General features: G+C 61.8%; 16 protein-coding genes. 3 read left to right on the forward strand and 13 right to left on the reverse strand.

Going from position 1 to position 18040, the window contains the following annotated elements; genetic code table 11:
- Positions 1 to 30: 30 nt before the first annotated feature.
- From ABIA45_RS16775 to ABIA45_RS16795, 5 genes are all read right to left on the reverse strand, one after another.
- Positions 31 to 1230 carry an ABC transporter substrate-binding protein gene (locus ABIA45_RS16775; RefSeq protein WP_404543015.1) on the reverse strand — a complete coding sequence of 400 codons (1200 nt, stop codon included), beginning with the start codon at positions 1228 to 1230 and terminating at the stop codon, positions 31 to 33.
- 78 nt (positions 1231 to 1308) lie between these two features.
- Positions 1309 to 2904, reverse strand: coding sequence for a class I adenylate-forming enzyme family protein (locus tag ABIA45_RS16780; protein ID WP_271542421.1), 1596 nt, complete (start codon positions 2902 to 2904; stop codon positions 1309 to 1311).
- A gap of 230 nt (positions 2905 to 3134) precedes the next feature.
- Positions 3135 to 3914, reverse strand: coding sequence for an SDR family oxidoreductase (locus tag ABIA45_RS16785; protein WP_271542423.1), 780 nt, complete (start codon positions 3912 to 3914; stop codon positions 3135 to 3137).
- 75 nt (positions 3915 to 3989) lie between these two features.
- Positions 3990 to 4994, reverse strand: a complete 1005-nt coding sequence (locus ABIA45_RS16790; protein WP_404652869.1) for an NADP-dependent oxidoreductase — start codon at positions 4992 to 4994, stop codon at positions 3990 to 3992.
- 34 nt (positions 4995 to 5028) lie between these two features.
- Positions 5029 to 5892, reverse strand: a complete 864-nt coding sequence (locus ABIA45_RS16795; RefSeq protein WP_404655691.1) for an alpha/beta fold hydrolase — start codon at positions 5890 to 5892, stop codon at positions 5029 to 5031.
- A gap of 160 nt (positions 5893 to 6052) precedes the next feature.
- Between ABIA45_RS16795 and ABIA45_RS16800 the strand changes: the two genes are divergently transcribed.
- Positions 6053 to 6484 carry a winged helix-turn-helix transcriptional regulator gene (locus tag ABIA45_RS16800; RefSeq protein ID WP_404652870.1) on the forward strand — a complete coding sequence of 144 codons (432 nt, stop codon included), beginning with the start codon at positions 6053 to 6055 and terminating at the stop codon, positions 6482 to 6484.
- Positions 6485 to 6563: 79 nt separating this feature from the next.
- On the opposite strand, the gene ABIA45_RS16805 is transcribed toward ABIA45_RS16800, so the two are convergent.
- From ABIA45_RS16805 to ABIA45_RS16820, 4 genes are read right to left on the reverse strand one after another with little or no spacing between them, the layout of a single operon-like run.
- The gene (locus ABIA45_RS16805) at positions 6564 to 7385 is read right to left on the reverse strand and encodes an enoyl-CoA hydratase-related protein (protein WP_404652871.1); all 822 of its coding nucleotides are present in this window, start codon (positions 7383 to 7385) and stop codon (positions 6564 to 6566) included.
- A gap of 35 nt (positions 7386 to 7420) precedes the next feature.
- The gene (locus tag ABIA45_RS16810; protein WP_404652873.1) at positions 7421 to 8125 is read right to left on the reverse strand and encodes an SDR family NAD(P)-dependent oxidoreductase; all 705 of its coding nucleotides are present in this window, start codon (positions 8123 to 8125) and stop codon (positions 7421 to 7423) included.
- Positions 8126 to 8142: 17 nt separating this feature from the next.
- Positions 8143 to 10464 (reverse strand): molybdopterin-dependent oxidoreductase, encoded by a 2322-nt coding sequence (locus tag ABIA45_RS16815; protein ID WP_404652874.1) that lies wholly within the window; start codon positions 10462 to 10464, stop codon positions 8143 to 8145.
- A gap of 14 nt (positions 10465 to 10478) precedes the next feature.
- Complete coding sequence (locus ABIA45_RS16820; protein ID WP_404652876.1) at positions 10479 to 11102, reverse strand: TetR/AcrR family transcriptional regulator; 624 nt, start codon at positions 11100 to 11102, stop codon at positions 10479 to 10481.
- A 157-nt stretch (positions 11103 to 11259) separates the two neighbouring features.
- Here ABIA45_RS16820 and ABIA45_RS16825 point away from each other — a divergent pair, with 157 nt between their 5' ends.
- Positions 11260 to 12456, forward strand: a complete 1197-nt coding sequence (locus ABIA45_RS16825; RefSeq protein WP_404652877.1) for an acetyl-CoA C-acyltransferase — start codon at positions 11260 to 11262, stop codon at positions 12454 to 12456.
- A 90-nt stretch (positions 12457 to 12546) separates the two neighbouring features.
- Entirely contained in the window at positions 12547 to 13749 is a 1203-nt protein-coding gene (locus tag ABIA45_RS16830; protein WP_404652879.1) for a multidrug effflux MFS transporter, read from the forward strand.
- A gap of 126 nt (positions 13750 to 13875) precedes the next feature.
- Here the strand turns inward: ABIA45_RS16830 and ABIA45_RS16835 are convergent, their stop codons facing one another.
- From ABIA45_RS16835 to ABIA45_RS16850, 4 genes are all read right to left on the reverse strand, one after another.
- Complete coding sequence (locus ABIA45_RS16835; RefSeq protein WP_404652881.1) at positions 13876 to 14532, reverse strand: flavin reductase family protein; 657 nt, start codon at positions 14530 to 14532, stop codon at positions 13876 to 13878.
- A gap of 124 nt (positions 14533 to 14656) precedes the next feature.
- A complete protein-coding gene (locus ABIA45_RS16840; RefSeq protein ID WP_404652882.1) occupies positions 14657 to 15670 on the reverse strand; it encodes an NAD(P)H-dependent flavin oxidoreductase in 1014 nt (337 codons plus the stop codon).
- A gap of 22 nt (positions 15671 to 15692) precedes the next feature.
- A complete protein-coding gene (locus ABIA45_RS16845; protein WP_271542442.1) occupies positions 15693 to 16880 on the reverse strand; it encodes an acetyl-CoA C-acyltransferase in 1188 nt (395 codons plus the stop codon).
- Between the two features lie 14 nt (positions 16881 to 16894).
- Positions 16895 to 18025: an acyl-CoA dehydrogenase family protein gene (locus ABIA45_RS16850; RefSeq protein ID WP_404652883.1), complete on the reverse strand. Its 1131-nt coding sequence runs from the start codon at positions 18023 to 18025 to the stop codon at positions 16895 to 16897.
- Positions 18026 to 18040: the final 15 nt, after the last annotated feature.

Raw genomic sequence — 18040 nt, forward strand, 5'->3', positions numbered from 1 at the left:
AATCACCCGCGCTGCATTCAGAAGGTGCATTCACTTTCCGTCGGCGCTGAGTACGCTACCAAATTGCTCCCACGTGGTCCCATTCCAGCGCTGCAGCTGCAGCTGCGTATACGCCATACTGTTTTCGGGGCCCGTGTTGATGATGACGCCTGGTATAACAGTGGGAAGCGACAGCCCGCGGATGCTGCGCGATTGCCTGACGATATTCTCCCGCGAGAGATCGTTGCCACATTGCTTGAGTACCTGCTCCAGGAGCTGTCCCTGCTGCGTCCCGAACAGATAATTGTTGTCTCCGATATCTGCGCCCGGCAGGTATTTGGTAAAGAACTCGCGGTACCATTTGATGCCGGGATCGTCGGCCCACTTCTTGTCATTCGGATCCTTCGTGATTGTCGCGGCGACTATGCCTACGGCCTTTTCCGGTCCTGCGGGGACGATGGTCGAGGACACCGAGCTCGAAACAAAGTTGATCAGGAACAGCGGCTTCCACGCTATCTCATCGGCCTTCTTGATGGCCTGCGCTGCGAATTTCGGCGTGCCGGCCACCAAAAACGCCGATGCGCCAGACGATTTCAGCGAAACGACGTGGGAATCAATGGTCGGCTCCGTCACTTCGTAGGACGACGCGACGACTTTCTTGTCGAAATCGTCCTTCAAATAGCCCTTGAATGCATTGACGAAGTCCTTACCCAGATCGTCGTTCTGGTAGAGGATGGCAATCTTCGCGTCCGGCCGGGTCTGGGTGATGTATTTCGCGTAGATTCGTCCCTCGGTGTCGTAGCTCGGCAATCCCGTCGTGGTCATGGGGAATTCAGCGAAGTTCGTGAATTTTGTGACTCCGCTCACGACAAACAGATGCGGGACTTTCTTCGCGTTGACGTACTTGATAGTAGCGCTGATGCCGGGCGTACCCAGCGGGCCGAACAGGAACGCCACCTCGTCACTTTCCACGAGTTTCCTGGTCTGCTCCACCGTCTTGGGGGGACTGTAGGCATCGTCGTAGGTGACGAGGTTTATCTTCCGCCCGTTGATGCCGCCACGCTCATTGATCGAATTGACGTAGGCGATCATGCCCTTTCCGGTATTGCTGAGCGGCGAAGCGGGGCCGCTGAAAGGGAACGTCGCTCCTATCTTTATCTCGGATTCGGTGACGCCCGGCGTCTGCGCATGCGCGCCGGCTATGGATGCCGCGAGCGCGGCTACAATCATGGCGTTTCTCAACATTGTCATCTCCCTTTGGCGACAAGTCCGTCGCTAACGTTCTTTCTTAAACCGGCATATTGCCGTGCAAATCACACCTGACGCCCGTCAGCCAGCGGCTGCCGCACGCGACGCCTTCGGGGCAGCCTGATCGTTCGCCATCTCCCGCAGCTTGTGTTTCAGTATCTTGCCGGTGGAGGCCGAGGGCAGAGCGTCAAGCACAATCAATTCGGTCGGACGCTTGTAGGACGTGAGCAATTGGGCCGTGTACGCCATGAGGTCTTCCGCGCTGATGCTCGCACCGGGGAGAAGCTGAACGAACGCGACGACCTCCTCGTTGCCCTCGACCTTTCGTCCGACGACGGCCGACTGAACGACCTGGTCGTGCGCGTTCAGGACCGCTTCCACCTCGGCGGGATAAACGTTGAAGCCGGAGCGGATGATAAGCTCCTTGGTGCGGCCGGCGATATAGAGATGCCCCTTGCCGTTCACCCGCGCGAGATCTCCCGTGTTGAACCATCCCTGCTCATCGATCGCCGCCGCCGTCAGGTCGGGCGCACGATAGTAGCCCAGCATGATGTTCGGACCTCGAACGTGTAATTCGCCCACCTCACCGGTCGCCACCTCTTTTCCTTGTCCGTCCACGATCCGGTGCTCGATGCCGGGAAGAAACGGGCCGACCGACTCGTCCGGAACAGGCTGTTCCGAACGGACCCCGGTGAGGCCTGGTGAGCATTCCGTTATGCCGTAATTGTTCAGCAGCGGGATTCCAAACTCGTCCTCGACCCGCTTCTTGAGATCGAGGTCGAGCGGAGCGCCAGCGACCGCCATGATCCGCATCCTGCCCCGTTCGAGCCGTTGGATGCCCTTGACCGCCTTGTGCTCAAGCAGCCGCTGATATGTGGCAGGCACGCCGAACAGGCTCGTAATCCCCTCCTCGGCGATGGCATGAGCCAGCGCAGCGGGATCAGCCTTGGCCACGACATGCAACGTGCCGCCGTGCATCAGCGTCGAAATCAGCAGGATCGAATACCCGACGATGTGCGACATCGGCAGCACGCCGTAAATGCGGTCGCCTGGACTGCTTCGGCGAAGGATTCCCGACGTCCTTGCGGTGAAGAGGAGGTTGCGGTGGCTCAGCATGACGCCCTTCGGCGCACCGGTCGTGCCCGAGGTGTATAAAAGGCCTGCGACCTGGCGGGCGCCATCCTTCTCGACGGGCTCCGCTTCGGCATCCGCATTGAGAGGACCGATGCCGATGCCGCCGAACGGCCCCACGGCGCCGATTTCCGCACCGATGCGGCTGGCATGGTCGGCCGCTTCCTTCGACAGCGCCGAGTTGAACAGCACGCGTCTGGCGCCACTGTGCGTTCCGATGAGATCGATTTCCCTGGGCGAAAGGCGAGGATTGACTGGAATGCCCCAGGCATCGAGCTTGCTTGCCGCGAAGAGCATCGCTCCCAGGGCCACGCTGTTCTCGCTGGCAACGATCAGGCGATCACCAGACCTGATGCCCAAACCGACGAGATCCTTTGCCGCTGCGTCGACTGCGTCCGAGAACTGCCGGTAGCTCCAGGCACGACCGCCTTCCATAAAGGCCGGATGATCTGGAATATCCCGCACGAACGGCGCGTAGACCTCGTGCACCCTGGACGGCAGGCCGTCCAGCAGTTCGGCTGCGGTGAGCTCGTCCACGCTCCTCATGCCATCCTCCCCTGTGCCTTGTTTTCGGCAGCGTTGCAGCCCCCTTCGACCGGGAGGTCCGCACGCTCATTGCTATCGGCAGATGGAGTAAACCGTTCTAAAATAGAACTGTCAAGGCGACTGTATGGCCGGTCGGGCCATATTCTATGGAGTCGCCAATAGATGCACAGAATTCCAATTTGGAATTGTCCACCTCCTCAGAATCGTTCGAAGGGATCAGCTAGGCGCGCCTACCATTTCTCGACCCACGGCCGCAGCACGACTTCAAAGGCCCAGGTCGAGCGATGTTGGCGGTGCAGTTGCAGATAGGTCTCGGCAATATGAGCGGGGTCGGCCATGTTGTCGTCGACAGTCGTTCCCGCCAGCCGGTGCGCCCGGGTGCCGTCCTCCTGAGTCCAGCCGATCGCGGCGTCGATCGGCACATTTGCCACGTGGATTCCACGCGGCATCAATTCTCTCGCCATGCTTTGCGCGAGTCCGGACTTGGCATGGCATGCCATTGCAAATGGCCCACCTGATGGAAAGCCCTTGAGCGCCGCGCTGGCGTTCGTGAAGATGATCGTTCCTCGCGCGCCGTTGGCATCAGGCTCGTTTCCGAGCATCAGCCGAGCGGCCTGTTGGCCCACCAGAAACGCAGAGAACGCGGCGTTGCGAAGCGTCTCGAACGTCATGACCGGGTCGGCCTCGACCACCGTCTTGCGGAAAATGCCGGAAACGCGACCGTCGATGTTGTGCACGACAAGCCTTGGCGTCCCGACCTCTTGAGCGACGTCTTTGAATAGCTGCGCCACGGCCGCCGGTTCGCTTGCATCGCAGGCGTACCGACGCACGCCGTGCATCTTTTCGAGTGTCTCAAGGACGGCTTTTTCCGGATTCCTGGCTGCGACGGCGACACGCATCCCGTTTTCCGCGAACAGCCTGGCGCAACTCGAGCTGATACCAGGGCCGCCGCCGACAATGAGTGCAACGTCAGGTGTGGAAGTGTGAGTGTCGCGGGGGGACTCAGTCATGTTGCTTCCTCCAATGTGTTTACCTTGTTGGTCACAAGTCAGGGCTTCACAACGCGAGCAGCGTCATTGCGGGACCTAGTGCGTCACGGCAATCACGACCTTGCCCTTTGCGCGCCCGGTCTCGACATAGGCGAGCGCGTCGCCGGTTTTTTCGAACGGGAAAACCTTGTCCACGACCGGACGGATCACCCCAGTTTCGATCAGGGACGTGATTTCGCTCAGTTGCTGTCCCTGCGCACGCATGAACAGGAATGAGAAGCGCACACCGAATTTTCTGGCCTTCTTCCGCACACTGCGGCTCAGCAAGCGCATCACCAGTTTCAGGAAGAGGTTCATGCCCTGCTCCCTGGCGAATTCCGGGTCAGGCGGCCCGGAGATCGAGATGAGCAAGCCGCCCGGCTTAAGCACGCGCAGAGATTTTTCAAGCGTCTTGGCGTCCTGGCTGTGCAGGACCAGATCGTAGCCCGACAAGACCTTCTCGAAATCCTGCGTCTTGTAGTCGATGACCAGGTCCGCGCCGAGACTTTTGACCAGCTCGACATTCTTCGCGCTCGTCGTCGTCGCCACGACCGCACCGAGATGCTTGGCGAGCTGGATGGCGAAAGTCCCCACGCCGCCAGAGCCGGCCTGGATGAAGACCTTCTGGCCAGGCTTCAGCTTGCCTACCTCGACCAGCGCCTGCCAGGCGGTCAGTCCCACCAGCGGGATGGAGGCGGCCTCTTCCATGCTGATGTTCGCAGGCTTCGGCGCCACGTCGGCTTCGTTCATCGCAATGAATTCGGCGAATGTTCCGATGCGATGATCGCGCGGCCGTGCGTAGACCTCGTCGCCCGCCTTGAACCGTCTGACATTGCGGCCGACCCTGACGACCGTTCCGGCAACGTCATGACCCAGAATGAAAGGCGGACGATACGGCAGGATGAGCTTGAATTCCCCACCCCTGATCTTGGAGTCGAGAACGTTCACGGCTGTTGCGTGGATCCGAACCAGGACATCGTCGTCCCGCACCCCCGGCTCCGGCATGGTTGCCAGGCGAACAGCGCCTTTCTTCTGGTATTTGTCGACGACGACTGCCTTCATGATGTCATCTCCAATCTGGAATCTGGTTGCGGCGTCAGGCGTCGAGGAACGACAGCGCCTTCGGCAAGAAATCGGCGTGGTACTGGAAAATCCCGCCATGCCCGGCATCTTCGTAGATGACCAGTTGTGCGCCCGGAATACGCCGTGCCATGTCGGTGCTGTTTGCGGTCGGCACCATGATGTCGTTATCGCCATTCGCGATCAGGACGGGGATGCGGAGGCTGCCGAGATCCTGAGGTGCCTGCTGGCCCCAGCCCTTGATCGCCTTGAGTTGCCGCAACAGGGCCGCCGGTGTGGCTGCTTTGTCCCGATCTGCCTTGCGCTCCTTCAACCTTGCCAGGAACGCCTTTGCGGCCCGGCGGCCATTGGCCGTGGAGGTGAAGAACAGGTAGAATTTCGGGTCTCGCAGTGTCAGCAGGCCCTTGATCATTAACGGCCAGGACACCGGCCCAACCTTCTCGATGCCTTTGCCGCCTGCTGGGCCTGTGCCGGTCAGAATCAGCTTTCGCACGAGACCAGGGGCCTTCAACGCGATGTCCTGGGCCACGAAGCCCCCGAGGGAAAAGCCCAGCAGATCGACTTTTTCGAAGCCGAGCGCGGCGATCAGGGCAATCGTATCCTGCGCCGTTTCGCCAACGCTAACGGGCGCTTTCCCGCCTGAAGCGCCGATGCCCCGGTAGTCGATCGCGATCACGCGATGCCTGGTGGCGAGCCCATCGACGATCGGCGGATCGAAATTGTCGAGAACCGCGCCCCAATGGTTGAGAAGGATCAATGGCACGCCGGTGCGCGGACCGATGTCGCGATAGGCAAAGGTCGTTCCCGCAGCACTGATCGAGAGATTCGGTGCATCGACATAACGCACGACCGATCTCGGGTGGCTGATATAGTTTGACATCACTTGCTCCATCGTTCGGCTGGCACCGGAAGCACCCGGAATCAGCGCAATTCCCTGTTCTGTCTTGCTCATTCCGGCCTTCTCAATTTTGTTCTGGAACATCGACGAGCAACCTGTTACTATCAATTTAGTACCAAGTCACTACTAAAATGAAACTGACATGAAAAAACCTTCGGCCCAACCTTGTCTGATCGCCCGAAGCCTGGCGATTGTCGGGGACGCATGGAGCATGCTGATCATGCGCGATGCCCATGCGGGGCTGACCCGCTTCGACGATTTTCGCAGGAGTCTCGGTATCGCGCCGACGATGCTGACGGGTCGGCTTTCAGCACTGGTTGACGAGGGATTGCTGGAGAAGCGCCGCTATTCAGACCGTCCGCCACGGGACGAATATGTGCTGACGGAAGCCGGGCGCGACTTCTTGCCGGTGCTCTTCGCGATTGGCGCGTGGGGACGTAAGCATCGCAGCGGAGGCAAGGTCACCCGGTTCTTCGATGCCGAGAACGGAACGGAAATCGATCCCCTCACCATCGACCGCGCGACCGGCGCTCCGATCGGAACGCGTCCCATTCGTATCGCCGCAGTCGAATGAGCAATTGGCTTGGCAGCTCCAGCTTGTGCGGTTGCGGGTGCGGCCCGCCAGGCCTTCGAAGCAATGACCTGAAAGAGTTTCACCTGTAAGTCGGCGGACGCCTCTCAATGAAAGCCCGGACGGCTTCGGCATGCTGCGCCGTGCCCGCCGCGAGGACCATCCTCTCGGCCTCGTGATCCAGTGACGTCAGGAAGTCGGCCGACAGCGCGAGGTCGAGATTATCCTTCATGGAGGCATAGGCGGTCGCCGGGCCATTCGCCAATGCTCTCGCCATTTCGAATGCTTCGCCTTGCAGGTCGGAGTCAGGCACCACGCGATTTACGAGGCCCAACGCTTCGCAGCGCCGTGCACTGATCCGCTCGGACAAAAACATGAGTTCGCGGGCACGCGCCGTCCCGGCCAGCCGGGTCAACAGCCACGAAATGCCGTAATCGCCGGTGAGCGCGATCCTGGCGTAGCCGGTCGTCATGATGACGGATTCAGCTGCAATACGAATGTCGCAAGCGAGTGCGATCGCAAGCCCGGCACCGGCCGCCGGTCCCGGCAAGGCAGCGATGGTGGGCTTCCGCACCGAAACAAGTACGCCGGTCAGGGTTCGCTGACGTTCCCGCAATCGCGCAACCTTGTCGCTGACTGACATGGCCGGCGCGGCAGAGTTGCCGCCCATGCCCTTGACATCGCCACCCGAACAAAAGGCCGTGCCTGCACCTGTTATCAGGAGGGCTCCGACCTCAGGATCATCTCCATTCTGTTTGATCATCCGGCGCAACGCCGGCGTAAGATGATCGGACAATGAATTTCGGGCTTCGGGTCGGTTCAAGGTGATCACGGCAACGCGATCCCGAATCACACACAGCAGTTCGTCCGTCCCCGTATCAATTGAGATTGATCCATCAGTCATGGTTCTGACCTTTCAAGTCCTGCGGAGGGCAAGTCTCACCAATTCTCGTTGAATGGCCGCAGCTCTGTAAGGAATGACCAGGCCGATCGGTCCTGACCGTAGAGGTGGTAAAGTTCGTCGGCGATCGCGGCAGGCTTGATGAAGAATTCATCCGGTTTGTCGCTCATCCGCGCGCGCATCCGGGGCGTATCGATCACGGCGTCGATGAGAACATAGGAGACGTGCACGCCGAGAGGTCCCAAGTCACGTGCGATCGACTCGGCCAAAATACGCTGCGCCGCCTTCGTCGGCGCAAAGCCGGCGAAATTGGCTTTACCTCGGATCGAAGAGGTGTTTCCGGTCACCAGGATCGCCCCCTTGCCCCGATCGATCATGTCAGGAGCTACTTCGCGTGCCAGGTACAATAGGCCCATCACGTTGACTTCGAAGTTGCCCTTCAGCATCTTCGGATCGATCTCGCGAAAATTCCCCCAGCCTCCTCCTACCGCGTTGTGGATGAGAACTTCAGCGGGGCCGAAGCGACGCTTTACCTCAGTGACGACGGTCCGCACCTGGCACTCGTCCGACACGTCGCAGGTCATCGCGTGCACGTCGGGAAGCTCTTGCGCAAGGCGATCGATGAGCTCCGCAGAGCGAGCAAGCGCGATGATTCGGAAACCACCGGCGGAGAAGCGCTTGACGATGGCAGCTCCCGTGCCCGGGCCCACCCCGGTCACGATCGCGATTGGCTTCTCGGTCATTTGACGCTTCCTTCGGGCTATTGTCCGGCCGCCCTCTTATGAATTCGCTCGGACTGCGATTGATAAGTGGCAGCTTCGTGCGCGGACACCAGGGCAAGACGGACCGCAACGTTCTTGTGGTAGGGCGTGCCCGCAATGGGATCGCGGTTGCCGCTCTCGGTGAGCAGATTGATGCGCGGTCCGTTGATCAGGCGTTCTCCGTCCGGCGAGGGATAAGCCTGGCCGTAACCGTGCGGCAGCGCCAGTTGGCCCTTGCGCATGGCATTATCGACTTTAGAGCGGACAACGAGCCGCCCGACTGCCGACTCGACGGCGATCCAGTCGCCATCCTTCGCACCCAGCTCGCTCAGATCGCTCGAATTGATCAACAGGGCGCCGTCCGGGTCCTCTCGACGCCACGCGGGATCGCGAAAGATCTGGTTAGCGTTGAACATGCGGCGGCCACCAGCTGCCAGCATGAACGGGAACTCTTTTGGCGCGCCCGCGGTTTGGGGATCGAGACGAGCGAGCCATTCCAACATCTGTGGCACCACCAGCCGAACCCTGCGATCCGAATGGCCGATTAATGACCAGACCTCCTCATAGTCGTGCCGCGTCACCGCCGTGCCCTGCCGGGCGGCCACGATCGTATCGAACAGGAGATCTCCGAGTTGCTGATCCGTCACCTGATCGGATGCACCGATCGCCCGCCGCACCGCTTGCGGCGATCGCTTCGCGCAAGCCAGTGCCGCGCTCCACAAGGGAGCCGCGGCCGCCGTGCCATCCGGAAGCGTCTGCCCCAGCGTATGGTAGAGCACCAAGGCAGGCACTGCCGCAGGGTTTTCCCCGATGAAAGCACGAAAGGCCGCGGCGAATTCAGATCGCGAGCGCCGCGCTATTTCGCGTAGCGGCGCGAGCACATTGTCACCCGGCAGAAGCCCCATGGCGATGGCGAGCCGCGTGTAGATCTCGGGCTCCGGCAAGGTACCGGCGAGCGGCGGCAAGACGCCAGCGCGCACGTGAAAATAGTTTGTCGGGAATTCGAAGTTGAATAGCGTAAATTCGGTCTTCTCGTATTGTGTGGACGCCGGGAGAACGTAATGCGCGAGCTGCGCGGTTTCGGTCATCGCAACGTCGACGACGACGCATAGCTCGAGCGAGCGCAGCGCTCCTTCCACCGCCTCGGTGTTTGCTGCGGTGTTGGCAGGATTGGAACTGTCGATCCAGGCGCAGCGCAGCCGGTCTGGATGATCCTTGAGCACGGCTTCCGGGAAGATATTGGGAGGCAACAGGCCCCCGATGATCGCGTCGCCGGTCGGAGCGTAGGTCTGGTTCGGAGAATTTCCCCATAGCGGCTGAAGCCAGCTATGCAATTGGTTGGTACCTTTACGGCCGAAGCTGCCGGAAAGCATGATTAAGAGCTTTTCGAGATAGGAGTTCAGCGTCGAGTTGATGCCTTGCTGGATCCCGAGTTCAACCCGAACCACCATGGCCTTCGCCGCCGCGATCATCGCCGCGCAGCGCTCCAGATCCGAGATCGAAATATCGGCGGCGGCCGCCCATTCCGCAACGGGGATATTCAATAGCGCTTGGCTCACTTCCGCGAAGCCGATCGTGTGCTCCTGAATGAATGCGTGGTCGATCCGGTCGGAGCGGATGAGCGTGGCCAGCAGCGCGCCGAGAAGAAACGCGTCGGCACCGGGACGAACTGCGAGATGCAGATCCGCCATTTCGGCGGTTTCAGTCCGGCGGGGGTCGATCACGATCAGCTTGCGTGCGGGATCCTTGCGGATCTGATTGAGGTGATCGCGCGCATTGGGGAATCCGTGCGCGATCCAGGGATTTGCACCGATGACAAGCAAGAGATCGCAATGATGCACATCCTCGGCGGTGTGGCAGGTTTGGCTGCCGAACATGTGGCCATTGACCCAGAAATCGCCGGTTTTCTCCTGCGAAAGAGCGTTGAAGACGCTGCGCGAACCCAGCGCGCGCAACAGTCCACTGGCATAGGCGCCGCCGGCGTGGTTGCCCTGCCCGCCGCCGCCATAAAGGGCAATGCTCTTGCCGCCATACTTGTCGACGATGTCTCGAAGCCGCTCCGCGATCTCGGAGATCGCCACGTCCCATTCGATCTCATCAAAGCCGCCATCGGCACGACGACGCAGCGGGGTCGTGAGCCGATCCCTGTGATGCGCATAATAGGGAATGCGCGCAGCCTTGTTGCACAGATAGCCTTGCGACTTCGGGTTTGAACGGTCGCCTCGTACCTTCTCGAGGCGCCCCTCATTCACCCACACCTCGATGCCGCAATTCACATAACACAGGTTGCAGGCTGTCTTGAGCCACTTGCCGGCCGTCATGGGCACCTCCCAAATTATGGTTTGTCGCAGCTCATAGCCTTTGCCGTTCTGCGCTGCCGCTTGTGAGTCCGGCCGCAGACAGTCGTCCGTCCGGCGTCGAGAATATCGTCGGAAAGCTTCCCGGCGCCGACAGCACGCGAGAGCACGATCGATCCAACCATGGTCGCAATGGCGCTCGTCGCGATTTGGCGCGCCTGTTGGTGACGCTCGGCGGGAAGCACTTCGACCAGGATGTCGATCATCTCCTCCAGCTTGGAAGCAAGCGCCCGTTGCTCGCTCGGGCTCGATCGAGCGACATCAGCGGCCAGGGCTGGAAGCGCGCAACCTTGTCTGGGATTGTCGCGGTGACGGGAACTGAGATAATCGGCGATCAGCGTCTCGAAGCGATCCCCGCCGGCCTTCCGGTTCGCCAGCTTTTTCCACCGCTCGACCATTTGGTCCATTGCAAACGCGATCGCCTCGCCAACAAGTGCGGCACGTGACTCGAAATGGTTATAGAACCCGCCATGCGTAAGACCCGCGAGCTTCATCAACTCGACGACGCTAAGTCCTTCGGCACCGTTTTGACGCAAGCCGTAGGAGGCATTTTCAACGATCCGGCTGTGGGTCTGGCGCCTATGGTCTCCTACGTAACGCATCTCCCCTCCCTGCGGGTTGCTGGGTGACCGCCTGTTCCAACCGTTTCCATCCACCAGCGCCTCCGAGCCGCTTCGGAAGCGGCAATATTTCATTGCATTGTCGCCGGCGTTATATGACTATCGTCATATAACGAAGTGATCAACAGGAGAATTCACCATGGCAGCCGCTTCCGATCCCGTCGTCATCCTCTCCGCGGCCCGTACGCCGCTCGGCCGCTTCATGGGCGAGCTCTCGCCACTCAGTGCCCACAAGCTCGGTTCCCATGTGATCGGATCGGCTTTGGAACGGGCCAAGCTGGCACCCGAACGGATCGACGAGGTCTTCATGGGCAACGTGCTGCCGGCCGGACAAGGCCAGGCGCCGGCGCGCCAAGCCGCGCGCGGCGCCAAATTGCCGGATGCCACCGGCGCCACCACCGTCAACAAGGTCTGCGGCTCCGGCATGAAGGCCACCATGATCGCTCACGACATCATCAATGCTGGCTCCGCCGAGATCGTTCTATCCGGCGGCATGGAGAGCATGAGCAATGCGCCGTATTTGCTGGCCAAGGCGCGCGGCGGCTATCGCGCCGGCCACGACCGCATCATCGACCACATGCTGATGGACGGGCTGGAAGACGCTTACGAGACAGGACGCTCGATGGGCGATTTCGGCGAGGCCACCGCCGAAGCCTATCAATTCACCCGCAAGGACCAGGACGACTATGCAATCGAGACGTTGACCCGCGCACGGAAGGCGGTCGAAGGCGGCGCCTTCAAAGCGGAGATCGCTCCGATTACGTTGACCGAGAAGGCCGGGCCCCGGATCATCTCCAACGACGAGCATCCGCTCAAAGTCGATCCCGCCAAGATCCCAGGGCTTAAGCCAGCGTTCCGCGCCAACGGCACCATCACGCCCGCCGCCTCCTCCGCCAATGCTGACGGCGCTGCGGCGCTCATCTTGGCGAAACGCTCGCTCGCCGATCGCGACGGCCTTCCGGTGCTCGCCGAGATCAAGGGCCATGCCACCCACAGTCAGGAGCCACAATGGTTCACGACGGCCCCGATCCCCGCTATTCGCAAGCTATTGGACAAGGTCGGCTGGAGCGCTGGCGACGTGGATCTGTTCGAAATCAATGAGGCATTTGCCGTCGTCGCGATGGCGGCACAGAAGGATCTCGGCATCCCCAGAGAAAAGTTGAACGTCAACGGCGGCGCTTGCGCGCTAGGTCATCCCATTGGCGCCACCGGCGCGCGGCTGATCGTGACGCTGCTGCACGCGCTCGAAGCACAAAACCTCAAGCGCGGCGTCGCGTCGCTCTGCATCGGCGGCGGCGAAGCTACCGCCATCGCGATCGAGCGCGTCGTCCGCTGATATCACCGCTGACGGACGACGGACTCGGCGAGCGGTGCGAACCGCGTCACTCGCCACCTGATCTGCTCTTCCCCGCGACGAGGAATATCCATGGCTGATATGACGAACGCCGCGTCGCGGGACATTCCGAACTCCGGCGTCCTGCCGATCGCGATCCTTTCCGTGCTGGCCGCGATGGGAACGCTCGCGACCAACATTCTGTTGCCGTCTCTGCCGCAGATTGCGATCTCGTTAAATGTCACGACTGCGGCGGTCACGTCCGCCATCACCGTCTTTCTTGCGGTGTTCGGGTTGGGCCAGCTGCTGGTCGGGCCGCTTTCGGATCGCTACGGAAGACGTTGGCCGGTCCTGATCGGATTTGCTGTGTTCTTCGTCGGCAGCGCTTGGTGCGGTCTGGCAACCGACCTGCCCAATCTCCTCATCGGCCGCGTCGTGCAGGCAACAGGTGCTTGCGCGACGTCAGTGCTGTCTCGCGCTATCGCTCGCGACATGTTCAGTGGCGCAGCATTGGCGCGCGCAATGGCGCTCATCATGATCGTGATGTCCGCAGCTCCCGGGTTCTCGCCGCTGCTCGGCGGCGCCCTTGACCACAGCCTGGGCTGGCGCGCCGAATTCGCGCTGGTCGCGGCCTTTGCCGCCGTCGGCGCCGTCGCCTACGCCATCGTTCTTGGCGAAACCCACAACTCGATCCGCACGCCGTTCAATCCGATTGTCGTCGGCAGGACCTATGCCGGTCTGATTGGCGACCGTCGCTTCGCCACCCCCGCGGCCGCTTCGAGCCTCATTATGGGCGGCTTGTTCTCGATGTTTTCCGCGGCGCCGCGCCTGTTCATCGAAGCGTTGCACTTCACGCCGATCCAGCTCGGACTCTTCTTTGCCGGCACCGTCTTCATCGTATTCGCTGCGGGCATGCTAGCAACGAGATTGGCACCACGCTACGGGCTCGATGGCCCGATCCGGGCGGGTTTGTGCGCGACGGCCGGCAGCAGCCTTGCGATCCTGCTCATTTCGATCATCAGCCCGACTTTCCTGCCGTTTCTGGGCGCGATGTGCGTTTTTCTTCTCGGCATGGGTGTTGTCAGTCCGTTGGCCACGGCGCGCGCGTTGTCTCCATTCGGCGAGAAGGCTGGCGCGGCCTCGGCGCTGCTGGGTTTCTTGCAGATGATGATCGCGGCAATCGGCGTATGGCTTGCTGCCACCGTGTCCCATCAAGCCATGTTTGCGTTGGGCGTCGCGATGAGCGCGTTTTCCCTGCTGGCTCTTGGCTTGTACGCGCGGGGCCCGCGTTCTTGATGGCGTATGACCCCGGACGCGTTTCCGTTCAGACACTCATCGGCTTTGCGAAGTCGGGCTTAGGCCTGTCGGGCAGAACGCGGCAAAGCTTGGCTGGCCCGACAATCGAGCCTGTTTCCAGCTTAATCAGGTCCTCCCGTGGAATTCTGGTTTGCTGCTGCCCGCTGGGCGCTTCATCTCGAACATGTTCTCGGTCCTGACCTCGAGATAATCTCCACCCCGGCCGGCGCGCAGAATGGGACGCGCAAGTGCCGTGTTGTAGACGCCGTCCTCGATCAACGTTTTGTCGATGTAGACCGCGACGACCTCACCAAGCACGAACCATCCTTCGACCTTTTCTCCGCGTGCATTGGCCAGCTGAGAGACCTCGACGACCTTGCATTCCATGGCGGCCCTGCTCTCGCCCACCCGCGGCACAGCAACGTGGCGTCCGGGTATCGGCGTCAAACCGGCTGCTTCGAACTCGCTCACGCCGTAATCGAGCGGCGTCGCTGTCACGTTCATGCGCTCGCCGAGATCCATGGTGACCAGGTTCCAGACGAACTCGCGGGTCTCGCTGACGTTCTTGACGGTGTCTTTCCACGAAATCGAGGAAAATCCGATGATCGGAGGATCGTACAGGAACGCGTTGAAAAAACTATACGGCGCGAGGTTCAATTGACCGGCCGCATTGCGCGATGAAATCCAGCCAATCGGACGCGGCGCGACGATTGCATTGAAGGGATTATGCCGGAGTCCGTGGCCTTTCGAAGGCTCGTAGTAGTGGAAGTCGGCTTGGCTCATAAGTGCCTCCGAGGCTACCGAAGGCCGTCCATCAGCCCATCGGCCTCAACAACGATCGACGCACGCATGACCATGCGCTGCGCATAACCTCGTCAGAACGTCCGCAACGCCCTTCCGGAAGGGTTCAGGCGATTGCCCTAACCGCAGCCGGCCGTTGCCCGGCGCCGTCGAGAAAACCAGTCAGGCGCTCCCGGATGATGCGTTCGGCGTCGGCCATGATACGGTCGATCAGTTCCTTCACGGTCGGGATGTCGTGGATCAGGCCGACCACCATGCCGCAGCTCCAGGCGCCGGCATCCATCTCACCGTTGACCATCACGCGCGGGTATACGCCGGCGACTTGATCATGGATGTCCTCGATCTTCAGGCTTGCCCCCTTCTCGCGTTCGATCTCGAGCAGTTCGTTGACGCCCTTGTTCTTGAGCACGCGCTCGGTGTTGCGCAGCGCGCGCATGACGAGAACGGTGTCCAGCTCCGTGGCCTTGACCAGCGCCTGCTTGACGTTGTCATGGACCGGCGCCTCCTTGGTGGCGACGAAACGCGTCCCCATGTTCATGCCCGCCGCGCCCATCGACAGCACCGCGACGAGGCTGCGGCCATCTGCCATGCCGCCGGACGCGACAAAGGGGATGCTGAGCTCGTCTGCGGCGCGCGGCAGCAGGATCATGTTCGGAATGTCATCCTCGCCCGGATGACCGCCGCACTCGAAGCCGTCGACGCTGACCGCGTCGCAGCCGATCTTCTCGGCCTTCAGCGAATGACGGACCGAGGTGCATTTGTGGATCACCTTGATGCCGGCGGCCTTCAGTGCCGGCATGTACTGTTCCGGGCTGCGGCCGGCGGTCTCCACCGCTTTTACTCCGCCCTCCCTAATCGCGGCGATATATTCCGGATAAGGTGGGGCGCTGAAGGTCGGCAGGAAGGTGAGGTTCACGCCGAACGGCTTGTCGGTCATGTCGCGGCAGCGCGCGATTTCCTTTGCCAGCAGCTCGGGCGTCCTTTGGGTCAGCCCAGTGATGATGCCGAGCCCGCCGGCGTTCGACACCGCAGCTGCGAGCTCGGCGAAGCCGACATAGTGCATTCCGCCCTGGATGATCGGGTGCTCGATGCCGAACAGTTCGGTAATTGCTGTCTTCACGAATGATCTCCCGCGTTGCCGCTCAGTGGATGATTTCGAACAGACCGGCTGCGCCCATGCCGCCACCGATGCACATGGTCACCACGCCGTATTTCGCCTTGCGCCGACGCCCCTCGATCAGCAGGTGGCCGGTGAGCCGCGAACCAGTCATGCCGTAGGGATGGCCGATCGCGATCGAGCCGCCATTGACGTTGAGCTTGTCGGGGTCGATGCCGAGCTTGTCGCGGCAATAGATCACCTGCACCGCGTAAGCCTCATTCAGCTCCCAGAGGTCGATGTCGTCGATCTTCAGGTTATGGCGCTTGAGCAGGCGCGGGATCGCGGCGACCGGGCCGACGCCCATCTCGTCGGGCTCGACGCCGGCGGCAACGAAGCCGCGGAAGATGCCGAGTGGCTTCAGCCCCTTCCTGGCAGCAATCCTGTCGCTCATGATCACGCAGGCCGAGGCACCGTCCGAAAGCTGGCTGGCATTTCCTGCGCTGATGGTTTTGCCCTCGAACACCGGCTTGATCTTGGCCAGGCCCTCGGCGGTGGTTTCCGGCCGTGGCCCTTCGTCCTTGGCGAGCGTCACCTGCTGGTAGGTGACCTCCTTGGTGTCCTTGTTGACCAGCGCCATCCTGGTCGTGAACGGCACGATCTCGTCGTTGAAGCGGCCGGCCTGCAACGCAGCGCCGACGCGGCGTTGGCACTCGAGACTGTATTCGTCCTGCTTGTCGCGGCCGATCTTGTAGCGCTCGGCAACGACCTCGGCGGTATCGAGCATCGACATGTACATTTCAGGCTTCATCGCCATCAGCTCTTCGTCAACGGCGTGGAATTTGTTCATATGCTCGTTCTGCACGAGGCTAATCGACTCGATGCCTCCACCGATCGCGACCTCGACCCCGTCGAGCATGATCGAGCGCGCGGCAACCGCGATGGCCTGCAGGCCGGACGCGCATTGCCGGTCGATGGTGGTGCCCGCCACCGTGACGGGCAGGCCGGCGCGAATGGCGCCCTTGCGCGCCACGTTCATCACCATGGTGCCTTGCTGCATCGCGCAGCCCATGACCACGTCTTCTACTTCTCCGGGCGCGATGCCGGCGCGCTTCACCGCTTCGGCCATTACGTGCCCGGCCATGGTCGGGCCGTCCGTGTTGTTGAGCGCACCGCGATAGGCCTTCCCGACGGCCGTTCGGGCGGTGGAAACGATGACTGCTTCTGTCGTCATGCTGGCCTCTCTGCCTACGCGGCCGCGTCCAGCTGCGCGTAACGCAGCACGTGGAACGCAGGGTCGCCGAACTGAATGTTGATGGAGGAGATACGCTTGAAATAGTGCCCGACATTGAGCTCGTCGGTCATTCCCATGCCGCCATGAAGCTGCACCGCCTGGTCGGCAACGAACCTGCCGGCATAGCCGATCTTCGACTTGGCACCGGAGGCGAGCCGCGACAGGCCGGCATCGCCGCCGCCGAGGCTGAGGCTCAGATGCTGCATCAGAGAGAGCGCCTCCTGGTGGGCGATGAACATGTCGACCATCCGATGCTGCAGCACCTGGAACGAGCCGATGGTGGTGCCGAACTGCTTGCGCGTCTTCGAATAATCCAGCGTCGCCGAGTTCAACTCACCGATGGCGCCGACGGCTTCCGCGCAGAGCGCGCCGATGGCGCGGTCGCGGCAGGCTTCCAGCGCGGCAAGGCCCTCGCCTTCCTCTCCCAGCAATTGCCCGCGGACGCCGCGCAGGCTGACCTCCGCTGCCCGCCGACCGTCGATGGTTCTGAAACCCTGAAGATCGACGCCCGTCGCGCGGCGATCCACCACGAACAGGCTGACGCCGCCGCGGTCACGATCGTCGCCGGAGGTCCGCGCCGAGACGATCAGATGGTCGGCCCAGGGCGCGGCGATCACCATGGTCTTCGCGCCGGTCAGGACGTAGTCGCTCCCCCCGCGCCGCGCTCTGGTCGTGACATTGGCCAGATCGAAGCGCGATCCCTTCTCCGTCCGGGCCAAGGTCCAGATCTTCGAGCCGTCGATGATTTCAGGGATGAAGCTTTGCTGCTGCTCCGGCGTGCCCACATGCTCGATCAATCCGCCGGCCAGCACCACCGTCTCGACGAAAGGCTCGACCACGAGGTGACGGCCGAACTCATGCATGACGATCATGGTCGACAGCGGACCCCCGCCGAGACCGCCCGCGCCTTCCGAGAGCGGTGCGGCGAGCAGGCCGAGCTCGGCGAAACCCTCCCACTGCTTCCGGCTGAAGCCTTCCTCGCTCGCCACGATCTTGCGCCGCGCCTCGAAATCATACTGGTCTCGCAGCAAGCGTTGGACGCTGGATCGCAGCAATTCCTGCTCTTCCGTGAACTGAATATCCATCCGATCCTCTCGATC

Source organism: Bradyrhizobium sp. USDA 336 (assembly GCF_044908355.1).
Classification (GTDB): domain Bacteria; phylum Pseudomonadota; class Alphaproteobacteria; order Rhizobiales; family Xanthobacteraceae; genus Bradyrhizobium; species Bradyrhizobium yuanmingense.